Source organism: Cryobacterium tagatosivorans, assembly GCF_004402215.1.
Taxonomy (GTDB): Bacteria; Actinomycetota; Actinomycetes; order Actinomycetales; family Microbacteriaceae; genus Cryobacterium; species Cryobacterium tagatosivorans.
Genome location: NZ_SOEZ01000015.1, coordinates 17,225 through 31,612 on the forward strand (window position 1 = coordinate 17,225; position 14,388 = coordinate 31,612).

The following is a 14,388-nucleotide window of genomic DNA, read 5'->3' on the forward strand; positions in this document are numbered from 1 at the left end:
GAGATGCCTGCGGCCCCGCTCGATGACGACCGAGGCGTCGAAAACACCCCGTGAGGGCCCGATCGACGCGTTTTGGTTAGAATCGTCGGATGCCTCCCGCCGGTTCCCGTCTCTCCGCTGCTGCCCGCGGCTGGTTGCGCGACCGGTTTCGCGGCCCGTCTCGCGGTCGGCTGCTCCTGATCGCCGGCGTCGTCGGCATCGTTGTCGTCGCGGCCATCGCCTTCACTCAGGTGCAGACGAGCGAGACAGTGCACGTCAGCCGACCGGCGAACCAGCCGCTGCGGGTCCTGTTCGCCGGGGATTCGATCACCTACGGCCTCTCCGCCGAGGACCGGGACCTCGGGTACCGGCCGCTGATGGTCGACGCGCTGTCCGCGGGCGGTCCGGTCACCGAACTTCGGGCGAACAGGGCGGGCGCCGACACGGGCGTGGTGTCCGGCATCCTGGACGCACCGACCAACCTCGACCTGGCGATCATCGAGCTCGGCACGAACGACGTGGTCGAGAAGACGCCGCTCCCCCGGTTCGAGACCGTCTACGGTGCGTTGCTGGACCGCATCCGTCACGAGTCGCCGGGCGTGCCGCTGCTCTGCGTCGGCACCTGGGGCAGCGAGGGCGGCGCCGACGGCTCGGATGTCTACAACGAGGTCATCGAGGACGAGTGCGGCGAGCGCGGCGGCACATTCGTCAGCCTGTACGGGCTCTATCCCGTGGAGGCCAACCGCGGCCCGGCCGGCCGGGACGTCTTCGGCGGCACCAGCGACAACTTCCACCCGAACGACCGCGGCTACCGCGCGATCGCGGAGCTGCTCCTCGCCCGGATCAGCGTCGGCTGACCGGCGCCTCTCCGCCCGCGCGCGAAACCGCCGAGATTGACACTTGTGGTCGAGTTGCCCCCGCGCACCAGGCAAACTCGACCGCAACAGGCAAACTCGGCGCGCACCGCACCCGCACCCGCACGGGCTTCGAGGGGGCCGGAACTCGGCGAGAGTCGCCGATTCTGCCGAGAATCGCCGTTGCAACGGGGATTCTCGGTAGAAACAGCGACCCTCGGCGCCTCCCCCGCCGAGATTGACACCTGCGGTCGAGTTACCCAGGCCAGGCCACGGTCGCCGACTTCGGGAACAGGTGCCCCGCGAGGCGCCCCGACCTTGTGCGCCGCTGGCGGGCGGTCCTTACTGGGAATGCGCGTACCCCCGCGCCCATTCCTGGAGGAGAAACCATGTTCGCTCGCGTCACCACCTACAAGACCGGTCCCGACACCGCCCTCGATCCGGCCACGGAAGCCGACTCCGTCAAGCGGGTGATGGAGATCCCCGGCTCCCGCGGCGTCTACTTCCTGACCGGCGGCGAGGGCGGCAAGGCGCTCTCGATCACCCTGTGGGACACCGCGGATGCCGCCGCCGCGAGCCGTCCGGCGGCGAACACCATCCGCGAGGAGAGCAGCGCCGCGCAACGGATGCAGATCGTCGACGTGGAGGAGTTCGAGGTCACCTCGAGGGCCCTCCGCGACTGACGCCGCAAAGTGCTGGTGCCGCGACTGACGCGGGCTCAGCCGCCAAGGGCCGCCACCGCCGCCGCGGCCTGGTCCACCTTGCCGAAGACGGTGAGCACGTAGACGACCATGATGGCCGCCCAGACCCACATCGGCGCGAGGCTGGCGCCGGTTCGACGCCGCACGGTGACCGAGCGTCCCACGACGTAGGCCCCGGGCGAGAGAATCGCCCAGGCCCAGTGGAACGGCTGGTCCAGGCCGTCGCGCAGCAGCTGCCGGCGGTCGAGGAAGGCCAGGAGGACGCTGCCGATCGAGATGCCCCAGCCCAGCAGGGGCGACGCGGTTTCGGCCGAGGTGAGCGCCAGGAACGAGACCACGGGCAGCAGGGCGATGGCCCAGAGGTAGTTATTGAAGACGGCTGCGCGTGCCCCCAGCGCCGATCCTTCGTCGATCCCGTAGGCGTTCCGCTCGGGATCGTGCAGGTGTTCTGTCCACTGCTCGCCGTCCCACCACCGCTTCTGGGGCAGCCCGGTGGGATCGGCGTACCAGCCCCGCTGGGTGGGGACGTCTGGTGAGGCGTCGCTCACGATGGCTCCTTGCAGGTCGACTCCGGCAAGTCTACGTCGGCGGCTACTTGACGCTGCCCGCGGTCAGGCCGCCGATCAGTCGCTTCTCGATCAGCATGAACAGCACGACGACGGGGATGATCGCCACGACGGACACGCCGAAGACGTAGTGCCAGCTGGTTTCGTACTGGCCCACGAACTTGGTCAGCGCCACGGCCAGGGGCTGGTTGCCCGCGGTCGACATGATCACCAGGCTCGCCGCGAACTCGTTCCAGCAGGCGACGAAGGTGAACACGATCGCGGTCACGATGCCGGGCCAGACGAGCGGCAGGTTGATCCTGAAGAGCACCGCGAGGCGCCCGGCTCCGTCGATCTGGGCCGCTTCGTCGATCTCCTTCGGCACCCCGGCGAAGAAGCTGTGCATGATCCAGACGGCGAAGGAGAGGTTGAAGGCGGCGTTGATCAGGATCATCGCCAGCCAGGTGTCGGAGATGCCGAAGAAACTGAACTGGCGGAAGAGCCCGGAGGTGAGCACGGCCGGCTGCAGCATCTGCGTGACGATGACCAGGAACATGAACACCATCCGCCCCGGGAAGTGGGCCCGGGCCGTGTAATACGCGGCCGGGAGGGCCACCAGCAGCACCAACAGCGTGGCGAAGACGGCGATGATGATGGTCGAGACGAGGTTCTGCACGAGCGGCGTCTCGGGCGTCGACCACATGGTGAGGTAGTTCTCCCAGCGCCACGCGGTGGGGAAGTAGGTGGGGTTCACGGATCGGATCTCGCTCTTGGACTTCACCGAGCCGAAGAACATGATCAGGTACGGGATGACGAAGATGGCCAGGACCACGGCCCCGGCGAGCATCCTGAGCAGCATGGTCCGAAGCGGAACCTGGTCGGCCGTGAACCGGCGCCTCCGGGCGCGAATCGGCGCCTGCTCGATGACGGTCACAATCACAGCTCCTTCATGGGCTTGACGAGCTTCACGTAGATCGCGACGATCACGACGACGATGAGGAACGCGATCACGCTGAGCGCGCTGGCGACGTCGATCTTGTGCTCGTTCTGGATGTACTTGAAGATCATGGTCATCACGGTGTCCGCGTCATAGCCGGGGATCGACCCCGTCATGATCTTCAGGATCGGCAGCGAGTTGAAGACATTGATGATGTTGATGAGAACCGCCACCGACAGGGCCCCGCGCAGCTGCGGCAGCACAATGGCGACGTAGGTGCGGATGCGTCCGGCCCCGTCCATCTTCGCGGCCTCGAGCACGTCGGCCGGCACCGTTGCCAGGCCGGCGAGGATCGTATAGGTCGTGAACGGGAGGGAGACGAAGACTGCGATGCCGATCGACCAGACGAACGCGCTGGTCGCGTTCTTGGTCCAGCCGTAGGGCGCGTCGATCAGGTTGATGTCGACGAGGAACTTGTTGATGATGCCGATGTAGCCCTCGAGCCCGTAGTACACGACGAGGGTGGTCATCACGACGCTCGCGGCCCACGGGATGAGCACGGCCATGCGCACGATCTGGCGGCCGGGGAACGCCTTGTTGAGGAACTGGGCGAGGGCGAGGGAGGCGAGCACGGCGATCGTCACGACGGCGAAGACCCAGATCACGGTGCGCACCATGATCCCGCCGAGCGGCGCGAACGCGAACAGGGTCTCGTAGTTCTCGAAACCCACCGAGCCCTTGTCGATGCCGCTCAGGCTGATGTCGCGGGTGGAGTTGTAGATCATGACGACGGCGGGGAACAACACGACGCCGAAGATCAGGATGAGCGCCGGCCCGATCCAGGGCAGCGCGGAGAAAAGGTCGGTGAGGCGGGTACCCGCCGCCGCACGTGCTCGCACGACCCCCGCGCGGGGACGGCCGTTGGCCGCCCCCGTGGGGACCGGTGGTTCGTCAATGCTCTGAGTCATGTCGTCAGGGGTCATTTCGTCAGTCACCGGTATTCGTTCGTCGTCATGCCAGGCGTTGTGCGTTGTGCGTTGTGCGGGCCCGGCTAGCCGGCGTCGGCCTTGGCCTGGATCTCCGACAGTACCGCCTGGGCGTCCTTACCCTGGGCGAGCTGGCCGACCAGGCTCTTGAAGGCCGCGTTCGTCGCGTCCCACTTCGGGTTGGTGCTCGGGTAGAACTGCGCGTCCGGCAGCATTTCGAGGAACGGCAGGAGATCCTCGTTGCTGTCCATGGCAGAGGAGCCCGACTTCGTGGTGGGGAGGAACTTCTCGGCCGTGACCCAGGGAACATACTGGTCTGCCGAGTAGAAGAAGTCGAGGAACTTCGTGATCGCGGCCTGCTTCTTGCCGTCGTTCTTGAAGGCCATCAGGTGGTCGGCGACGCCGAGCGTGAACGGCTCGCCGTCCATCGTCGGGATCGGGTTGACCGAGTACTTCATCTCCGGGTTTCCCTCGGCGATCTGGCCCACGGTGGGCGGGAGGCCGATGATCATGCCGATCTTGCCCTGCACGAAGACGTCCATCAGCGGGCTGCGGTCGGTCGCGCCGGCATCCGGCTGGGTTGCGCCGGCCTCAACCAGCTTCTGGATGAACTCTGCGCCCTTGAGGTTCTCCGGGGTGTCGACGGTGATCTCCGTCGCGTCACCGAAGCCGCCGCCTGCGCCGTAGAACCAGATTGCGCTCTCGGCCTGGGCCTCTTCAGAGCCGAGCGGGAGTCCGTAGCCGGCCACCCCTCCGCCGATCTTGGAGACCTTCGTTGCCGCGGCGAGCAGCTCGTCCCACGTTGCGGGAACCTCCGTGACGCCGGCCTGGGCCAGCAGGTCTTCGTTGACGAACAGGGCGCGCGCCGACGCGAGCAGCGGTGCTCCGTACTGCACGCCGTCCACCGACGCGCTCTCGACGAACGATTCCTGGAAGTCGCCGAGGGTGTCGGCCGAGACGACGTCTTCGATCGGGTAGAGCAGCTCATCGGCCGCGAATCCGGCGAAGGGGCCGCCGTTCATGATGTCGGGGGCCTTGTTGCCCTGCACCTTGGTGGTGACGACGTCGTTGAGGTTGTCCCAGGACTGCACCTCGAGCTCGACCGTGATGTCCTTGTTGGCCGCTTCGAAGTCCTTGATGACGGTTTCCCACAGGCCCTGGGTGTTGTCGGAGTAGCTGGGGACCAGCAGGTTCAGGGTGGTGGCTTTTCCGTCGGCTCCATCGGATGCCGTGCCGCCGCCGAAGCCACAGCCCGCGAGCGACACTGCCGCCAGCGCCGCAGTGGCGACGATTCCTCCCATACGCAGAGACTTCTTCATCGTGGTGAGTTCCTTACCGTTTGTGATTGATAGTGAGCGTTTATTCAACTGAAGAGTCATTATCATTCAGAAGTAGCCATAGCCTGTCGCTTTCGGCCGGGCAAATCAATCCATGTTTTGTGATCGTTACACGTCGTTAATAATCAAGAATAGACTTTTAGTGATTATTAGTGGAGGTTTATAGTCATTACCAATCACAAATCATATCGTTCCGCAATCTTCGAGGAGTCCCGATGACCGCGACCGCCGAACACATGGCCGTCGAACTGGCCTCACAGCCCGAGACCTGGGCGCGTGCAGCCGGGATGACGCGCGAGCAGGCGTTGCTGCCCGCACCGGGCCTCCGGGTCGCCGTCGTGGGCTGCGGCACCTCCTGGTTCATGGCCCAGTCCTACGCGGCCCTGCGGGAGTCCGGCGGCCAGGGCGTGACCGACGCGTTCGCGGCATCCGAGGCCTTCGTCAACCGCGACTACGACGCCATCATCGCCCTGACCCGGTCCGGAACGACGACCGAAGTGCTCGAACTGGTGCGCGCCCACCGCGGCGCCGCGCCCATCATCGGCATCGTCGGCGACACCTCCTCGCCGCTCGTCGACGAGGTGGACGAGGTCATTGCGCTGCCGTTCGCCGACGAGCAGTCGGTCGTGCAGACGCGCTTCGCCACGACCGCCCTGGCCCTGATGCGGTCCGCCCTGGGCGAAGACCTCAGCGGCGCCATCGCCGACGCGGAACTGGCCATCGCCGACGACCTGGACGACGCTCTGGTCAACGCGGAGCAGTACACGTTCCTCGGCCGCGGCTGGAGCGTCGGCCTGGCGCACGAGGCCGCCCTGAAGATGCGGGAAGCGACCCAGTCCTGGACCGAGTCCTACCCGGCGATGGAATACCGCCACGGTCCGATCAGCATCGCGGCCCCGAATCGTGTGGTCTGGATGCTGGGGACGCCGCCCACCGGCCTCGTGCAGGATGTGGCGCACACCGGCGCGCGGTATGTGTCCAGCGCGCTCGATCCGATGGCCGAACTCGTGCGGGTGCACAAGCTCGCCCTGCTGCTCGCCAGGGCCAGGGGGCTCAACCCCGACCTCCCCCGCAACCTGACCCGATCTGTCATTCTCGACTCGTGACTCTGATCACCTCTCCTGACCGGCCGCCGCAGGCTGACCGGCCGCAGCCGCTCGGCCCCGGAACCGCCGTCGCCGCGTTCGACGTGGGCGGCACGGACATGAAGGCCGCGCTGTTCGACTCGTCCGGGCAGATGCTCGGTCTGCGCCGCACGCCCACGCCGCACCGCGGCACCGAGACCGCCGAGGCCGTGCTCGAGCGTGTCGAGGAGCTCCTGGCCGAGTTCGCGCACACCTTTCCGCACGTGCGGCCGGCCGGCATCGGCCTGATCGCGCCGGGCGTCGTCGACGACGACCAGGGAATCGGGCGAGAGTCCGTGAACCTGGACTGGAACGACGTCCCGTTCAGGCGGCTGCTGGAGGATCGGCTGCACCTGCCCGCGTCGTTCTCCCACGACGTGCGCGCCGCCGGCGAAGCCGAATTCCAGCTCGGTGCCGCCCGCGGGTTCGGCACGGTCGTCGTGATCATCGTCGGCACGGGCATCGCCGCGTCCCTCATCGTCAACGGCCGGGCCCACGTCGCCGGCGGTTACGCCGGCGAGCTCGGGCACTCGATCGTCGACCCCCGCGGCGCACGGTGTGCCTGCGGGGCACGCGGATGCCTCGAAACCGTAGGCTCGGCCGGCGCCATCAGCCGGCGCTACGCCGAGGCGACCGGCCAGGAGCCGGTCGGAGCCCGGGAGGTGCTGGCGCTGGCCGCGGCCGGCGATCCCGCCGCCCGCAGGATCTGGAACGAGGCCATCGACGCGCTCGCGCTCGGCATCGCCCAGGTCACCGCGATCCTGGCCCCGGAGGCCGTCGTCATCGGCGGCGGGCTCGCCGAGGCCGGCGACTCCCTGTTCGTCCCCCTCCGCGAACGGGTCGACGCCCTGCTCAGCTTCCACCGCCGGCCCCTGGTGTTGCCGGCCCTGATCGGCGAGAACGCCGGACTCATCGGCGCCGCCCTGCGCGCCCGGGCCGCGGCCGACCGTTCGGGGCAGGCATCGTGATCGTCACGGTCACGCCCAACCCGGCCCTCGACCTCACCTACCGCCTTCCCGCGCTCACCCCCGGCGAAACGCATCGCGTGCCGGCGGCCGCCGTGCGCGCCGGCGGGAAGGGCCTGAACGTCGCCCGGGTGCTGCACCAGCAGGGCCACCCGGTGCTGGCCGTCTGCCCGGCCGGCGCCGCCTCGGGCGAGGAGTTCGCCGCGGAGCTCCGGTCCAGCGGGCTCCCCCATCGGCTCGTCCCCGTGCTGGCGCCCACCCGCCGCTCGGTCGCCCTCGTCGACGAGGGACACAACCGCACCACGATCCTCAACGAATACGGCGAGAACCACTCCCCGGCCGAATGGCTGGCCCTGGCTGACGCCACCGCGGCGGCGCTTCCGGGCGCCACCTGCCTGGTCGGCTCCGGCAGCCTCCCCGCGGGCGCCGACGTCGGCTTCTTCCCGAGCCTCGTGGCCCTGGCGAGCGCCCGCGGCCTGCCGAGCGTGATCGACACGTCCGGCCCCGCGCTCCTCGCCTCGGCCCGGGCCGGGGCGACCGCGCTCAAGCCGAACCGGCAGGAACTGGCCGAGGCCACCGGCGAGCCCGACCCGGTGCGCGGCGCGCGGATGCTGCTCGAGCACGGCGCCGGGATGGTCCTCCTCTCTCTCGGCGAAGAGGGCATGCTCCTGCTCACGGCCGCCGAGCCCGGCCGGCTCTGGCGAGCGCGGCTGCCCCGCGTGCTGCCGGGCAACCCGACCGGGGCCGGCGACGCGGCCGTTGCGGCCATCGCGTTCTGCCTGGCCACCGGCCTCACCGACCCGGCCCGGATCATCCGTCTGGCCACCGCGTGGTCGGCCGCGGCCGTGCTCATGCCCCTGGCCGGCGAAATCTCCCCCGACCATGCCGCGCTGGCCGACGAAATCCAGGTTGACGAACTCCCAGCCGACGAACTCCCAGCCGGCGACATCCCGATCGAAGGACCCCGATGACCCTCACCCCCACCCGAGAGCTGATGCGCTCCGCCGCGACCGGCGGCACCGGGATCGGCGCCTTCAACGTCATCCACCTGGAGACGGCCGAGGCGCTCGTGGCCGCGGCCGAACGGGCCGCTCTCCCCGTCATCCTGCAGATCTCGCAGAACTGCGCGAGCTACCACGGCGGGCTGAGGCCGATTGCGGAGGCGACCCTGGCGATCGCGCGCGCCGCGGCGGTGCCCGTGGCCGTGCACCTCGATCACGCCGAGGACGAAGAGCTCGCCTGCCTGGCCGTGGACCTCGGCTTCGGTTCGGTCATGTACGACGGGGCGCACCTGGACTACGACGAGAATGTGGCCAGCACGGCCCGCGTGGTCGCCTACGCCCACGCGCGCGGCGTGTACGTGGAAGCCGAGCTGGGCACGATCGGCGGCAAGGGCGGCGCCCACGCGCCCGGGGTGCGCACCGATCCGGACGAGGCCGTCGCCTTCGTGCGGGCCACCAATGTCGACGCCCTCGCCGTGGCCGTCGGGTCGTCCCACGCGATGACCAGCCGCGTGGCCGCGCTGGACCTCGAACTCATCGCCCGGCTGCATGCCGCCGTTGCCGTGCCGCTCGTGTTGCACGGGTCATCCGGTGTCTCCGACGAGCAGATCGTCGGCGCGATCTCGGCCGGCATGACGAAGATCAACGTGTCGACCCATCTCAACGGCTTCTTCACCGCCGCGATCCGCGACTACCTGGGCGCCAATCCGACCGTGGTCGACTCGCGGAAGTACGTCGCGGCCGGTCGCGCGGCCCTCACCGGTGAGGCGGCCCGGATGCTGCGGCTGTTTTCGCTCTCGACGGCGATAGATTTGCAGAAGCCATGAGGAAGAACAGGAACCCATGAACCGCGCCGAGCGACTCAACGCCGTGCTGGCCCTGCTCGCCGAATCCGGCCAGCTCGAGGTCGACGACATCATCACCCAGCTCGACGTCTCGGCCGCAACGGCCCGCCGCGACCTCGACACGCTGGCCGCCCAGCAGTTGCTCACCCGCACCAGGGGCGGCGCGATCGGGCAGACCGTCGCCTATGACCTCCCCCTCCGGTACAAGAAAGAGCAGCACGCGCCCGAGAAGCAGCAGATCGCCCTGGCCGCCAGCGCGCTCGTCTCCCGCGGCGACGTCGTCGGCCTGTGCGGGGGCACGACGAGCACGGCGATCGCGAGCGTGCTCGGCGCCCGCGCCGACATCATGGAGGCCTCCCCGAACCCCAACCTCACGATCGTCACCAACGCCCTGAACATCGCCGCCCAAATGGCCATGCGCCCGCAGGTGAAGACGGTCGTCACCGGCGGCGTGGTGCACTCCCGCTCCTACGAGCTGGTCGGGCCGTACTCCGACGTCGTGCTGCAGCAGGTGACCATGGATATCGCCTTCATCGGCGTCAACGGCATCGATCCGGCCGTCGGGGCGACCGTGCACGACGAGCGGGAGGCCGCGGTCAACTCGCTGATGGCGCGCCGGGCCACCCGGGCCGTCATCGTCGCCGACTCCAGCAAGATCGGCCGAACCGTCTTCGCCACGCTCGGCGACCTCGGGATCTTCAGCACGCTGATCACCGACGCCGGCATCACGCCCGAGCAGGTCGCCGCGTTCACCGACCGCGGCCTCGAGGTGATCGTCGCGTGAGCGCCCACATCATCCACTCGGCCCGTCTGGTCTCCGGCGGCAGCACCACCGCCGATGCCTGGGTCTCCTTCGAGGGCGACACCGTCGCCGCCGTCGGCACCGGCACCGCCTGGCGCGCGTTCGGCATCGACCCGGCATCGACCACGGATGCCCGCGGCCGCCTGCTCACCCCCGGCTTCATCGACATCCACTGCCACGGCGGGGGCGGGGCGTCGTTCGAGGATGGCGCGGAGGCGATTGAGACCGCGCTCGGCCTGCACCACCGTCATGGCACCACCCGGATCGTTTTGTCGCTCGTGACGGCGAGCCAGGCCGACCTCGAGTCGAGGCTCGCCGTGATCGCCGACGAGACCGAGCGGAATCCGCTCGTTCTCGGCGCTCACCTCGAGGGGCCGTTCCTCGACGACGCCTTCCGGGGCGCGCACGATCCTGCCCTGCTGCGCGCGCCGGACCCGCAGTCGATCGACCGGCTGCTCGAGGCCGGGCGCGGGCACATCCGCCAGGTCACGCTCGCCCCCGAGCTGCCCGGCGCGACCGCCGCGATCCGCACCCTCGTCGATGCCGGGGTCGTCGTTGCGGTCGGGCACAGTGCCGCGGACTACAGGGAGGCGATGGCCGCCTTCGACAGCGGCGCGTCGATCCTGACCCATGCCTTCAACGGGATGCGCGGCATCCACCACCGGGCTCCCGGCCCGGTCGCAGCGGCGACCCGATCGCCGCAGGTGACCCTCGAGGTGATCAACGACGGGGTGCACGTGCATCCCGAGGTCGTGCGGCTCGCCTTCGCCGGCGCGCCCGGGCGGATCGCGCTGATCACCGACGCCATGGCCGCGGCGGGGTCCTCCGACGGCCGGTACCGGCTCGGCACGCTCGCCGTGACCGTCACCGACGGCGTCGCCCGGGCCGACCAGGGCGGCTCGATCGCGGGGTCCACGCTCACCCTCGATGTGGCGCTGCGACGGGCCGTGACCGAGGTGGGTGTCACCCTTGAGGACGCGGTGACCGCCCTGACCGAGACCCCGGCCCGGGCGATCGGGCGCGCGCACGACCTCGGGCGGCTCGCCCCCGGCTACGCGGCCGACGCCGTGCTGCTGGGCGACGGCTTCGAGGTCGACGCCGTGTTCGCGGCCGGCCGCCGGCTGCACTGATCAGGCGTGCCGACACGATGACGCTCGTCGAAATCTGCGTGGACGACCTGGCCGGCACCCTCGCGGCCGAAAGCGCCGGCGCCGACCGGGTGGAACTCTGCGCGAACCTCGTCGAGGGCGGGACAACGCCCAGTTTCGGCCTCATCGCCCGGGTGCTCGAGTCGGTGACGACCCTCGGCGTGCAGGTGATGATTCGGCCGCGGGGCGGCGACTTCGTGCACTCGGCGAGCGAACTGTCGGTGATGCTCGCGGATGTTCGCGCCGTGCGGGACCTCGCCGCCCAGGCGCCCGTTCCGGTCGGGCTGGTCTTCGGCGTGCTGACCGCGGCCGGCGACATCGACATCCCCGCGATGCGGGAGCTCATCGCCGCGGCGGAGGGGGTGCCGGTGACATGCCACAAGGCCTTCGACGCGGCCCGCGACCTGTTCGCCGCGCACGACGCGCTCACCGGGCTCGGCGTGGTGCGCATTCTCACCTCAGGCGGCGCGGCCACGGCCACGGCCACGGAGGGATCCCCGGTTCTGCGCGAGCTGGTGGCGAGGGAGCCCGGGGGTCCGGTCATCCTCGCCGGCGGCTCGGTGCGCGTGGCGAATGTCGCCCGGCTCGTCGCGGACACCGGGGTCACGGAGGTGCACCTGCGCGCCCAGGTCCCCGGCCCGCGCGGTGACGGCGGCCTGGTCACCGACGCCGCCCTGGTGCGCGCCTTCATCGCCGAGCTGGGCGCCACCCGGCCCTGACCCGGCGCCCACGACGCGCCGGGCGCGCACTCCCACGCGCCTGCGATTCACCGGCAACGGCCCCCTCCCGGCAGCATCCGCGCAGCCGGGAGCGTACCGTTGGAGCCATGTTCGGCAGCAACCGGGTCGACCGGGACAGCGGCCGGGTGCACCACACCGATCAACCTGAAGGAGATTCAGTGTCGAATCACGATCATGAGCCATGCGCGGCAGAACACCTCGAGGTGCGTCATCTGTCCGACCACGAGTGGCGCGTGGGCGACCGGCGCCGAGACGAGCGGTCCCCCAAAAAGGTGCTCGGCTACATCCGGCAGCGCGGTTTGAGTTTCGAGGTCATGAATATCGAGGCGCCGCGCCGGCACTACCTCTTCGACCGTTTGGATGCGGCGATCGCATCGTTCACCACTGTCACGTCCCGCTGACGAGACCCCTGGGCGCGCCCGCGCACCTAGGCTGGACAACGTGGCGCCCTGACCGGGGCGCAAACGTTCTGCAGAACGACCGGTGGGAACGACTGGGTGTCACGGCCCGAGCGAAGGAGCTTGCGTCATGGCAACAATCGGATGGATCGGCCTCGGGAACATGGGCGGCCCGATGACCGCAAACCTCGTGCGGGCCGGGCACGCCGTGCGCGGGTTCGACCTCAGCCCCGCCGCGCTCGCTGCCGCCGCGGCATCCGGGCTCACCCCGGCCACGAGCATCGCGGATGCCGTCGCCGGCGCCGACGTGGTGTTCACGATGCTCCCCAGGGGCGAGCACGCTCTCGCCGTGTACCTGGGCGAGGGTGGCGTGCTCGATTCGGCCGCGCCGGGCACCCTGCTCGTGGACTCCTCCACCATCGACATGGACTCCGCCCGGAAGCTGCACGATGCGGCCGCCGAGGCCGGGTTCCGGTTCGTGGACGCCCCGGTGTCGGGCGGGATCAGTGGCGCGGAGGCCGGAACGCTCACGTTCATGATCGGCGGCGATGCCGCATCCGTGGCCGCTGCAAGCGTGTTCATCGAGCCGATGTCAGCCAACATCATCCCGACCGGGGCCGCGACGACCGGCCAGGCCGCCAAGATCTGCAACAACCTGATGCTGTTCATCAACCTCGCGGGGGCCGCGGAGGGCGCCGTGCTCGCCGACCGGCTCGGGCTCGACAAGCAGGTGTTCTGGGACATCGCCTCGGTGTCCTCCGGGGACAGCTGGGCGCTGCGCACCTGGTATCCCGTGGCCGGTGTGGTGCCGTCGTCGGCGGCCAACCGCGACTTCGCGCCCACGTTCACGGCCGAGCTGGCCAACAAGGACATCAACCTGGCCATCGCCGCGGCGAAGGCTACCAACACCCCGCTGGAGATCGGCGAGCACGTGCAGCAGCTGATGCAGCGGCTGATCGACGCGGGCGAAGGCGCCCGGGACTGCTCCGCGATCGTGAAACTCGTCGACGGGACCCTCGGCGCGACTGCCGCCCCGGCCCCGGACTCTGCCCCGGCCACGGCCACGGCCACGGCCTCGACGCCGGCGCCTCGCGCATGACCCTGCTCGAAAGCGCGATCATCCTGGTCGCCGGGGTCGCCGCGGGCATCATCAACGTGGTGGCCGGCGCCGGCACGCTGATCACCTTCCCGGTGCTGCTGGCGCTGGGTGTTCCGCCGATCACCGCGAACGTGTCGAACACCGTCGGCCTGATCCCCGGGTCGGTCGCCGGCGCCTACGGGTACCGTCGCGAGCTGGCCTCCCAGTGGCGCCCGGTCGCCTGGATGGCGCTGTTCTCCGCCATCGGCGGCATCTCCGGCGGGCTGCTGCTGCTCGTGCTCCCCGGGGACGTCTTCTCCGCCGTCGTGCCGTTCCTGCTGCTGCTGGCCGCGGTACTCTCGGCCATCCAGCCGCGCGTGGCCAGGTGGGTGCGGCGCAAGGCGCCGGCCGCCCCGGCCGGCTCGGTGCCGACCGAGACCTCGGTGCTGACCAGGACGGATACGCGGCCGCTCACCCTCGGGCTCGTGCTCGGGGTGCTCGCCACGGGCGTGTACGGCGGCTACTTCGGCGCGGCGCAGGGCGTGGTGCTGCTGGCGCTGCTCGGCATCCTCTGGTCCACCGACATGCACCGCGCCAACGGCGCCAAGAACGTGCTGGCCGGGGTCGCGAACCTCGTCTCGGCGATCATCTTCATCACCAGCGGCACCGTGGACTGGCAGATCGCGATCCTGATCGGCATCGGCGCCGCCACGGGCGGCTGGCTGGGCTCCCACATCGGCCGCCGCCTGTCCGCGCCCGTCCTCCGCACGATCCTGGTGATCGTCGCCGTCGTCGCCGCCGTAGTCCTCTTCGTGACCTGACCCGGCCTGACCTGACCCGACCCGGCCTGACCGGCCTCCCGGGCGCCCCGTCTCGCGCCCCTGACCCACTGATCGGCCGCCGCGGAGGGTGGGCGGCCGATCAGAGGAGTGCCCAGAGGAGTAATGC

At 69.9% G+C, this 14,388-nt stretch carries 16 protein-coding genes; 12 read left to right on the forward strand and 4 right to left on the reverse strand.

Annotation, left to right across the window (positions count from 1 at the left end):
• Window positions 1–89: 89 nt before the first annotated feature.
• Entirely contained in the window at window positions 90–836 is a 747-nt protein-coding gene (locus E3O23_RS03040) for an SGNH/GDSL hydrolase family protein (protein WP_134488058.1), read from the forward strand.
• 386 nt (window positions 837–1,222) lie between these two features.
• Window positions 1,223–1,516, forward strand: coding sequence for a hypothetical protein (locus tag E3O23_RS03045; protein WP_134488060.1), 294 nt, complete (start codon window positions 1,223–1,225; stop codon window positions 1,514–1,516).
• Window positions 1,517–1,551: 35 nt separating this feature from the next.
• On the opposite strand, the gene E3O23_RS03050 is transcribed toward E3O23_RS03045, so the two are convergent.
• From E3O23_RS03050 to E3O23_RS03065, 4 genes are all read right to left on the reverse strand, one after another.
• On the reverse strand, window positions 1,552–2,082 hold the full coding sequence (locus E3O23_RS03050) for a DUF2510 domain-containing protein (RefSeq protein WP_134488062.1): 531 nt from the start codon (window positions 2,080–2,082) through the stop codon (window positions 1,552–1,554).
• A 43-nt stretch (window positions 2,083–2,125) separates the two neighbouring features.
• On the reverse strand, window positions 2,126–3,013 hold the full coding sequence (locus E3O23_RS03055) for a carbohydrate ABC transporter permease (RefSeq protein WP_241983293.1): 888 nt from the start codon (window positions 3,011–3,013) through the stop codon (window positions 2,126–2,128).
• Between the two features lie 2 nt (window positions 3,014–3,015).
• Entirely contained in the window at window positions 3,016–3,984 is a 969-nt protein-coding gene (locus E3O23_RS03060) for a carbohydrate ABC transporter permease (protein ID WP_134488064.1), read from the reverse strand.
• 83 nt (window positions 3,985–4,067) lie between these two features.
• The gene (locus E3O23_RS03065) at window positions 4,068–5,321 is read right to left on the reverse strand and encodes an extracellular solute-binding protein (protein ID WP_134488066.1); all 1,254 of its coding nucleotides are present in this window, start codon (window positions 5,319–5,321) and stop codon (window positions 4,068–4,070) included.
• A 233-nt stretch (window positions 5,322–5,554) separates the two neighbouring features.
• On the opposite strand from E3O23_RS03065, the gene E3O23_RS03070 reads away from it, so the two are divergent.
• The 10 genes from E3O23_RS03070 to E3O23_RS03115 all read left to right on the forward strand — a co-directional run bounded on the left by E3O23_RS03070 (window position 5,555) and on the right by E3O23_RS03115 (window position 14,261).
• Complete coding sequence (locus E3O23_RS03070) at window positions 5,555–6,445, forward strand: SIS domain-containing protein (RefSeq protein ID WP_134488068.1); 891 nt, start codon at window positions 5,555–5,557, stop codon at window positions 6,443–6,445.
• The gene (locus tag E3O23_RS18445) at window positions 6,442–7,431 is read left to right on the forward strand and encodes an ROK family protein (protein ID WP_241983294.1); all 990 of its coding nucleotides are present in this window, start codon (window positions 6,442–6,444) and stop codon (window positions 7,429–7,431) included. Before E3O23_RS03070 ends, E3O23_RS18445 begins: the two co-directional genes overlap by 4 nt.
• Window positions 7,428–8,399: a 1-phosphofructokinase family hexose kinase gene (locus E3O23_RS03080; protein ID WP_134488070.1), complete on the forward strand. Its 972-nt coding sequence runs from the start codon at window positions 7,428–7,430 to the stop codon at window positions 8,397–8,399. Before E3O23_RS18445 ends, E3O23_RS03080 begins: the two co-directional genes overlap by 4 nt.
• A complete protein-coding gene (locus E3O23_RS03085; RefSeq protein WP_134488072.1) occupies window positions 8,396–9,256 on the forward strand; it encodes a class II fructose-bisphosphate aldolase in 861 nt (286 codons plus the stop codon). Before E3O23_RS03080 ends, E3O23_RS03085 begins: the two co-directional genes overlap by 4 nt.
• Before the next feature lie 16 nt (window positions 9,257–9,272).
• The gene (locus E3O23_RS03090) at window positions 9,273–10,058 is read left to right on the forward strand and encodes a DeoR/GlpR family DNA-binding transcription regulator (RefSeq protein ID WP_134488074.1); all 786 of its coding nucleotides are present in this window, start codon (window positions 9,273–9,275) and stop codon (window positions 10,056–10,058) included.
• The gene (gene nagA / locus E3O23_RS03095; RefSeq protein WP_134488076.1) at window positions 10,055–11,206 is read left to right on the forward strand and encodes an N-acetylglucosamine-6-phosphate deacetylase; all 1,152 of its coding nucleotides are present in this window, start codon (window positions 10,055–10,057) and stop codon (window positions 11,204–11,206) included. The genes E3O23_RS03090 and nagA overlap by 4 nt, the downstream gene beginning before the upstream one ends.
• Before the next feature lie 17 nt (window positions 11,207–11,223).
• Window positions 11,224–11,943, forward strand: coding sequence for a copper homeostasis protein CutC (locus E3O23_RS03100; protein ID WP_134488078.1), 720 nt, complete (start codon window positions 11,224–11,226; stop codon window positions 11,941–11,943).
• Between the two features lie 107 nt (window positions 11,944–12,050).
• Window positions 12,051–12,365: a hypothetical protein gene (locus E3O23_RS03105; RefSeq protein ID WP_134488080.1), complete on the forward strand. Its 315-nt coding sequence runs from the start codon at window positions 12,051–12,053 to the stop codon at window positions 12,363–12,365.
• Between the two features lie 127 nt (window positions 12,366–12,492).
• Window positions 12,493–13,461, forward strand: a complete 969-nt coding sequence (mmsB, locus tag E3O23_RS03110; protein ID WP_134488082.1) for a 3-hydroxyisobutyrate dehydrogenase — start codon at window positions 12,493–12,495, stop codon at window positions 13,459–13,461.
• Window positions 13,458–14,261 carry a sulfite exporter TauE/SafE family protein gene (locus tag E3O23_RS03115; RefSeq protein ID WP_134488084.1) on the forward strand — a complete coding sequence of 268 codons (804 nt, stop codon included), beginning with the start codon at window positions 13,458–13,460 and terminating at the stop codon, window positions 14,259–14,261. The genes mmsB and E3O23_RS03115 overlap by 4 nt, the downstream gene beginning before the upstream one ends.
• The last annotated feature ends 127 nt before the right edge of the window (window positions 14,262–14,388 follow it).

Bases quoted from the DNA above. Each gene is read 5' to 3' on its own strand.
- E3O23_RS03040 (WP_134488058.1), top strand. From the start codon at position 90: ATGCCTCCCGCCGGTTCCCGTCTCTCCGCTGCTGCCCGCGGCTGGTTG.
- E3O23_RS03045 (WP_134488060.1), top strand. From the start codon at position 1,223: ATGTTCGCTCGCGTCACCACCTACAAGACCGGTCCCGACACCGCCCTC.
- E3O23_RS03060 (WP_134488064.1), bottom strand. From the start codon at position 3,984: ATGACTCAGAGCATTGACGAACCACCGGTCCCCACGGGGGCGGCCAAC.
- E3O23_RS03065 (WP_134488066.1), bottom strand. From the start codon at position 5,321: ATGAAGAAGTCTCTGCGTATGGGAGGAATCGTCGCCACTGCGGCGCTG.
- E3O23_RS03070 (WP_134488068.1), top strand. From the start codon at position 5,555: ATGACCGCGACCGCCGAACACATGGCCGTCGAACTGGCCTCACAGCCC.
- E3O23_RS03085 (WP_134488072.1), top strand. From the start codon at position 8,396: ATGACCCTCACCCCCACCCGAGAGCTGATGCGCTCCGCCGCGACCGGC.
- E3O23_RS03090 (WP_134488074.1), top strand. From the start codon at position 9,273: ATGAACCGCGCCGAGCGACTCAACGCCGTGCTGGCCCTGCTCGCCGAA.
- E3O23_RS03100 (WP_134488078.1), top strand. From the start codon at position 11,224: ATGACGCTCGTCGAAATCTGCGTGGACGACCTGGCCGGCACCCTCGCG.
- E3O23_RS03105 (WP_134488080.1), top strand. From the start codon at position 12,051: ATGTTCGGCAGCAACCGGGTCGACCGGGACAGCGGCCGGGTGCACCAC.
- mmsB (WP_134488082.1), top strand. From the start codon at position 12,493: ATGGCAACAATCGGATGGATCGGCCTCGGGAACATGGGCGGCCCGATG.
- E3O23_RS03115 (WP_134488084.1), top strand. From the start codon at position 13,458: ATGACCCTGCTCGAAAGCGCGATCATCCTGGTCGCCGGGGTCGCCGCG.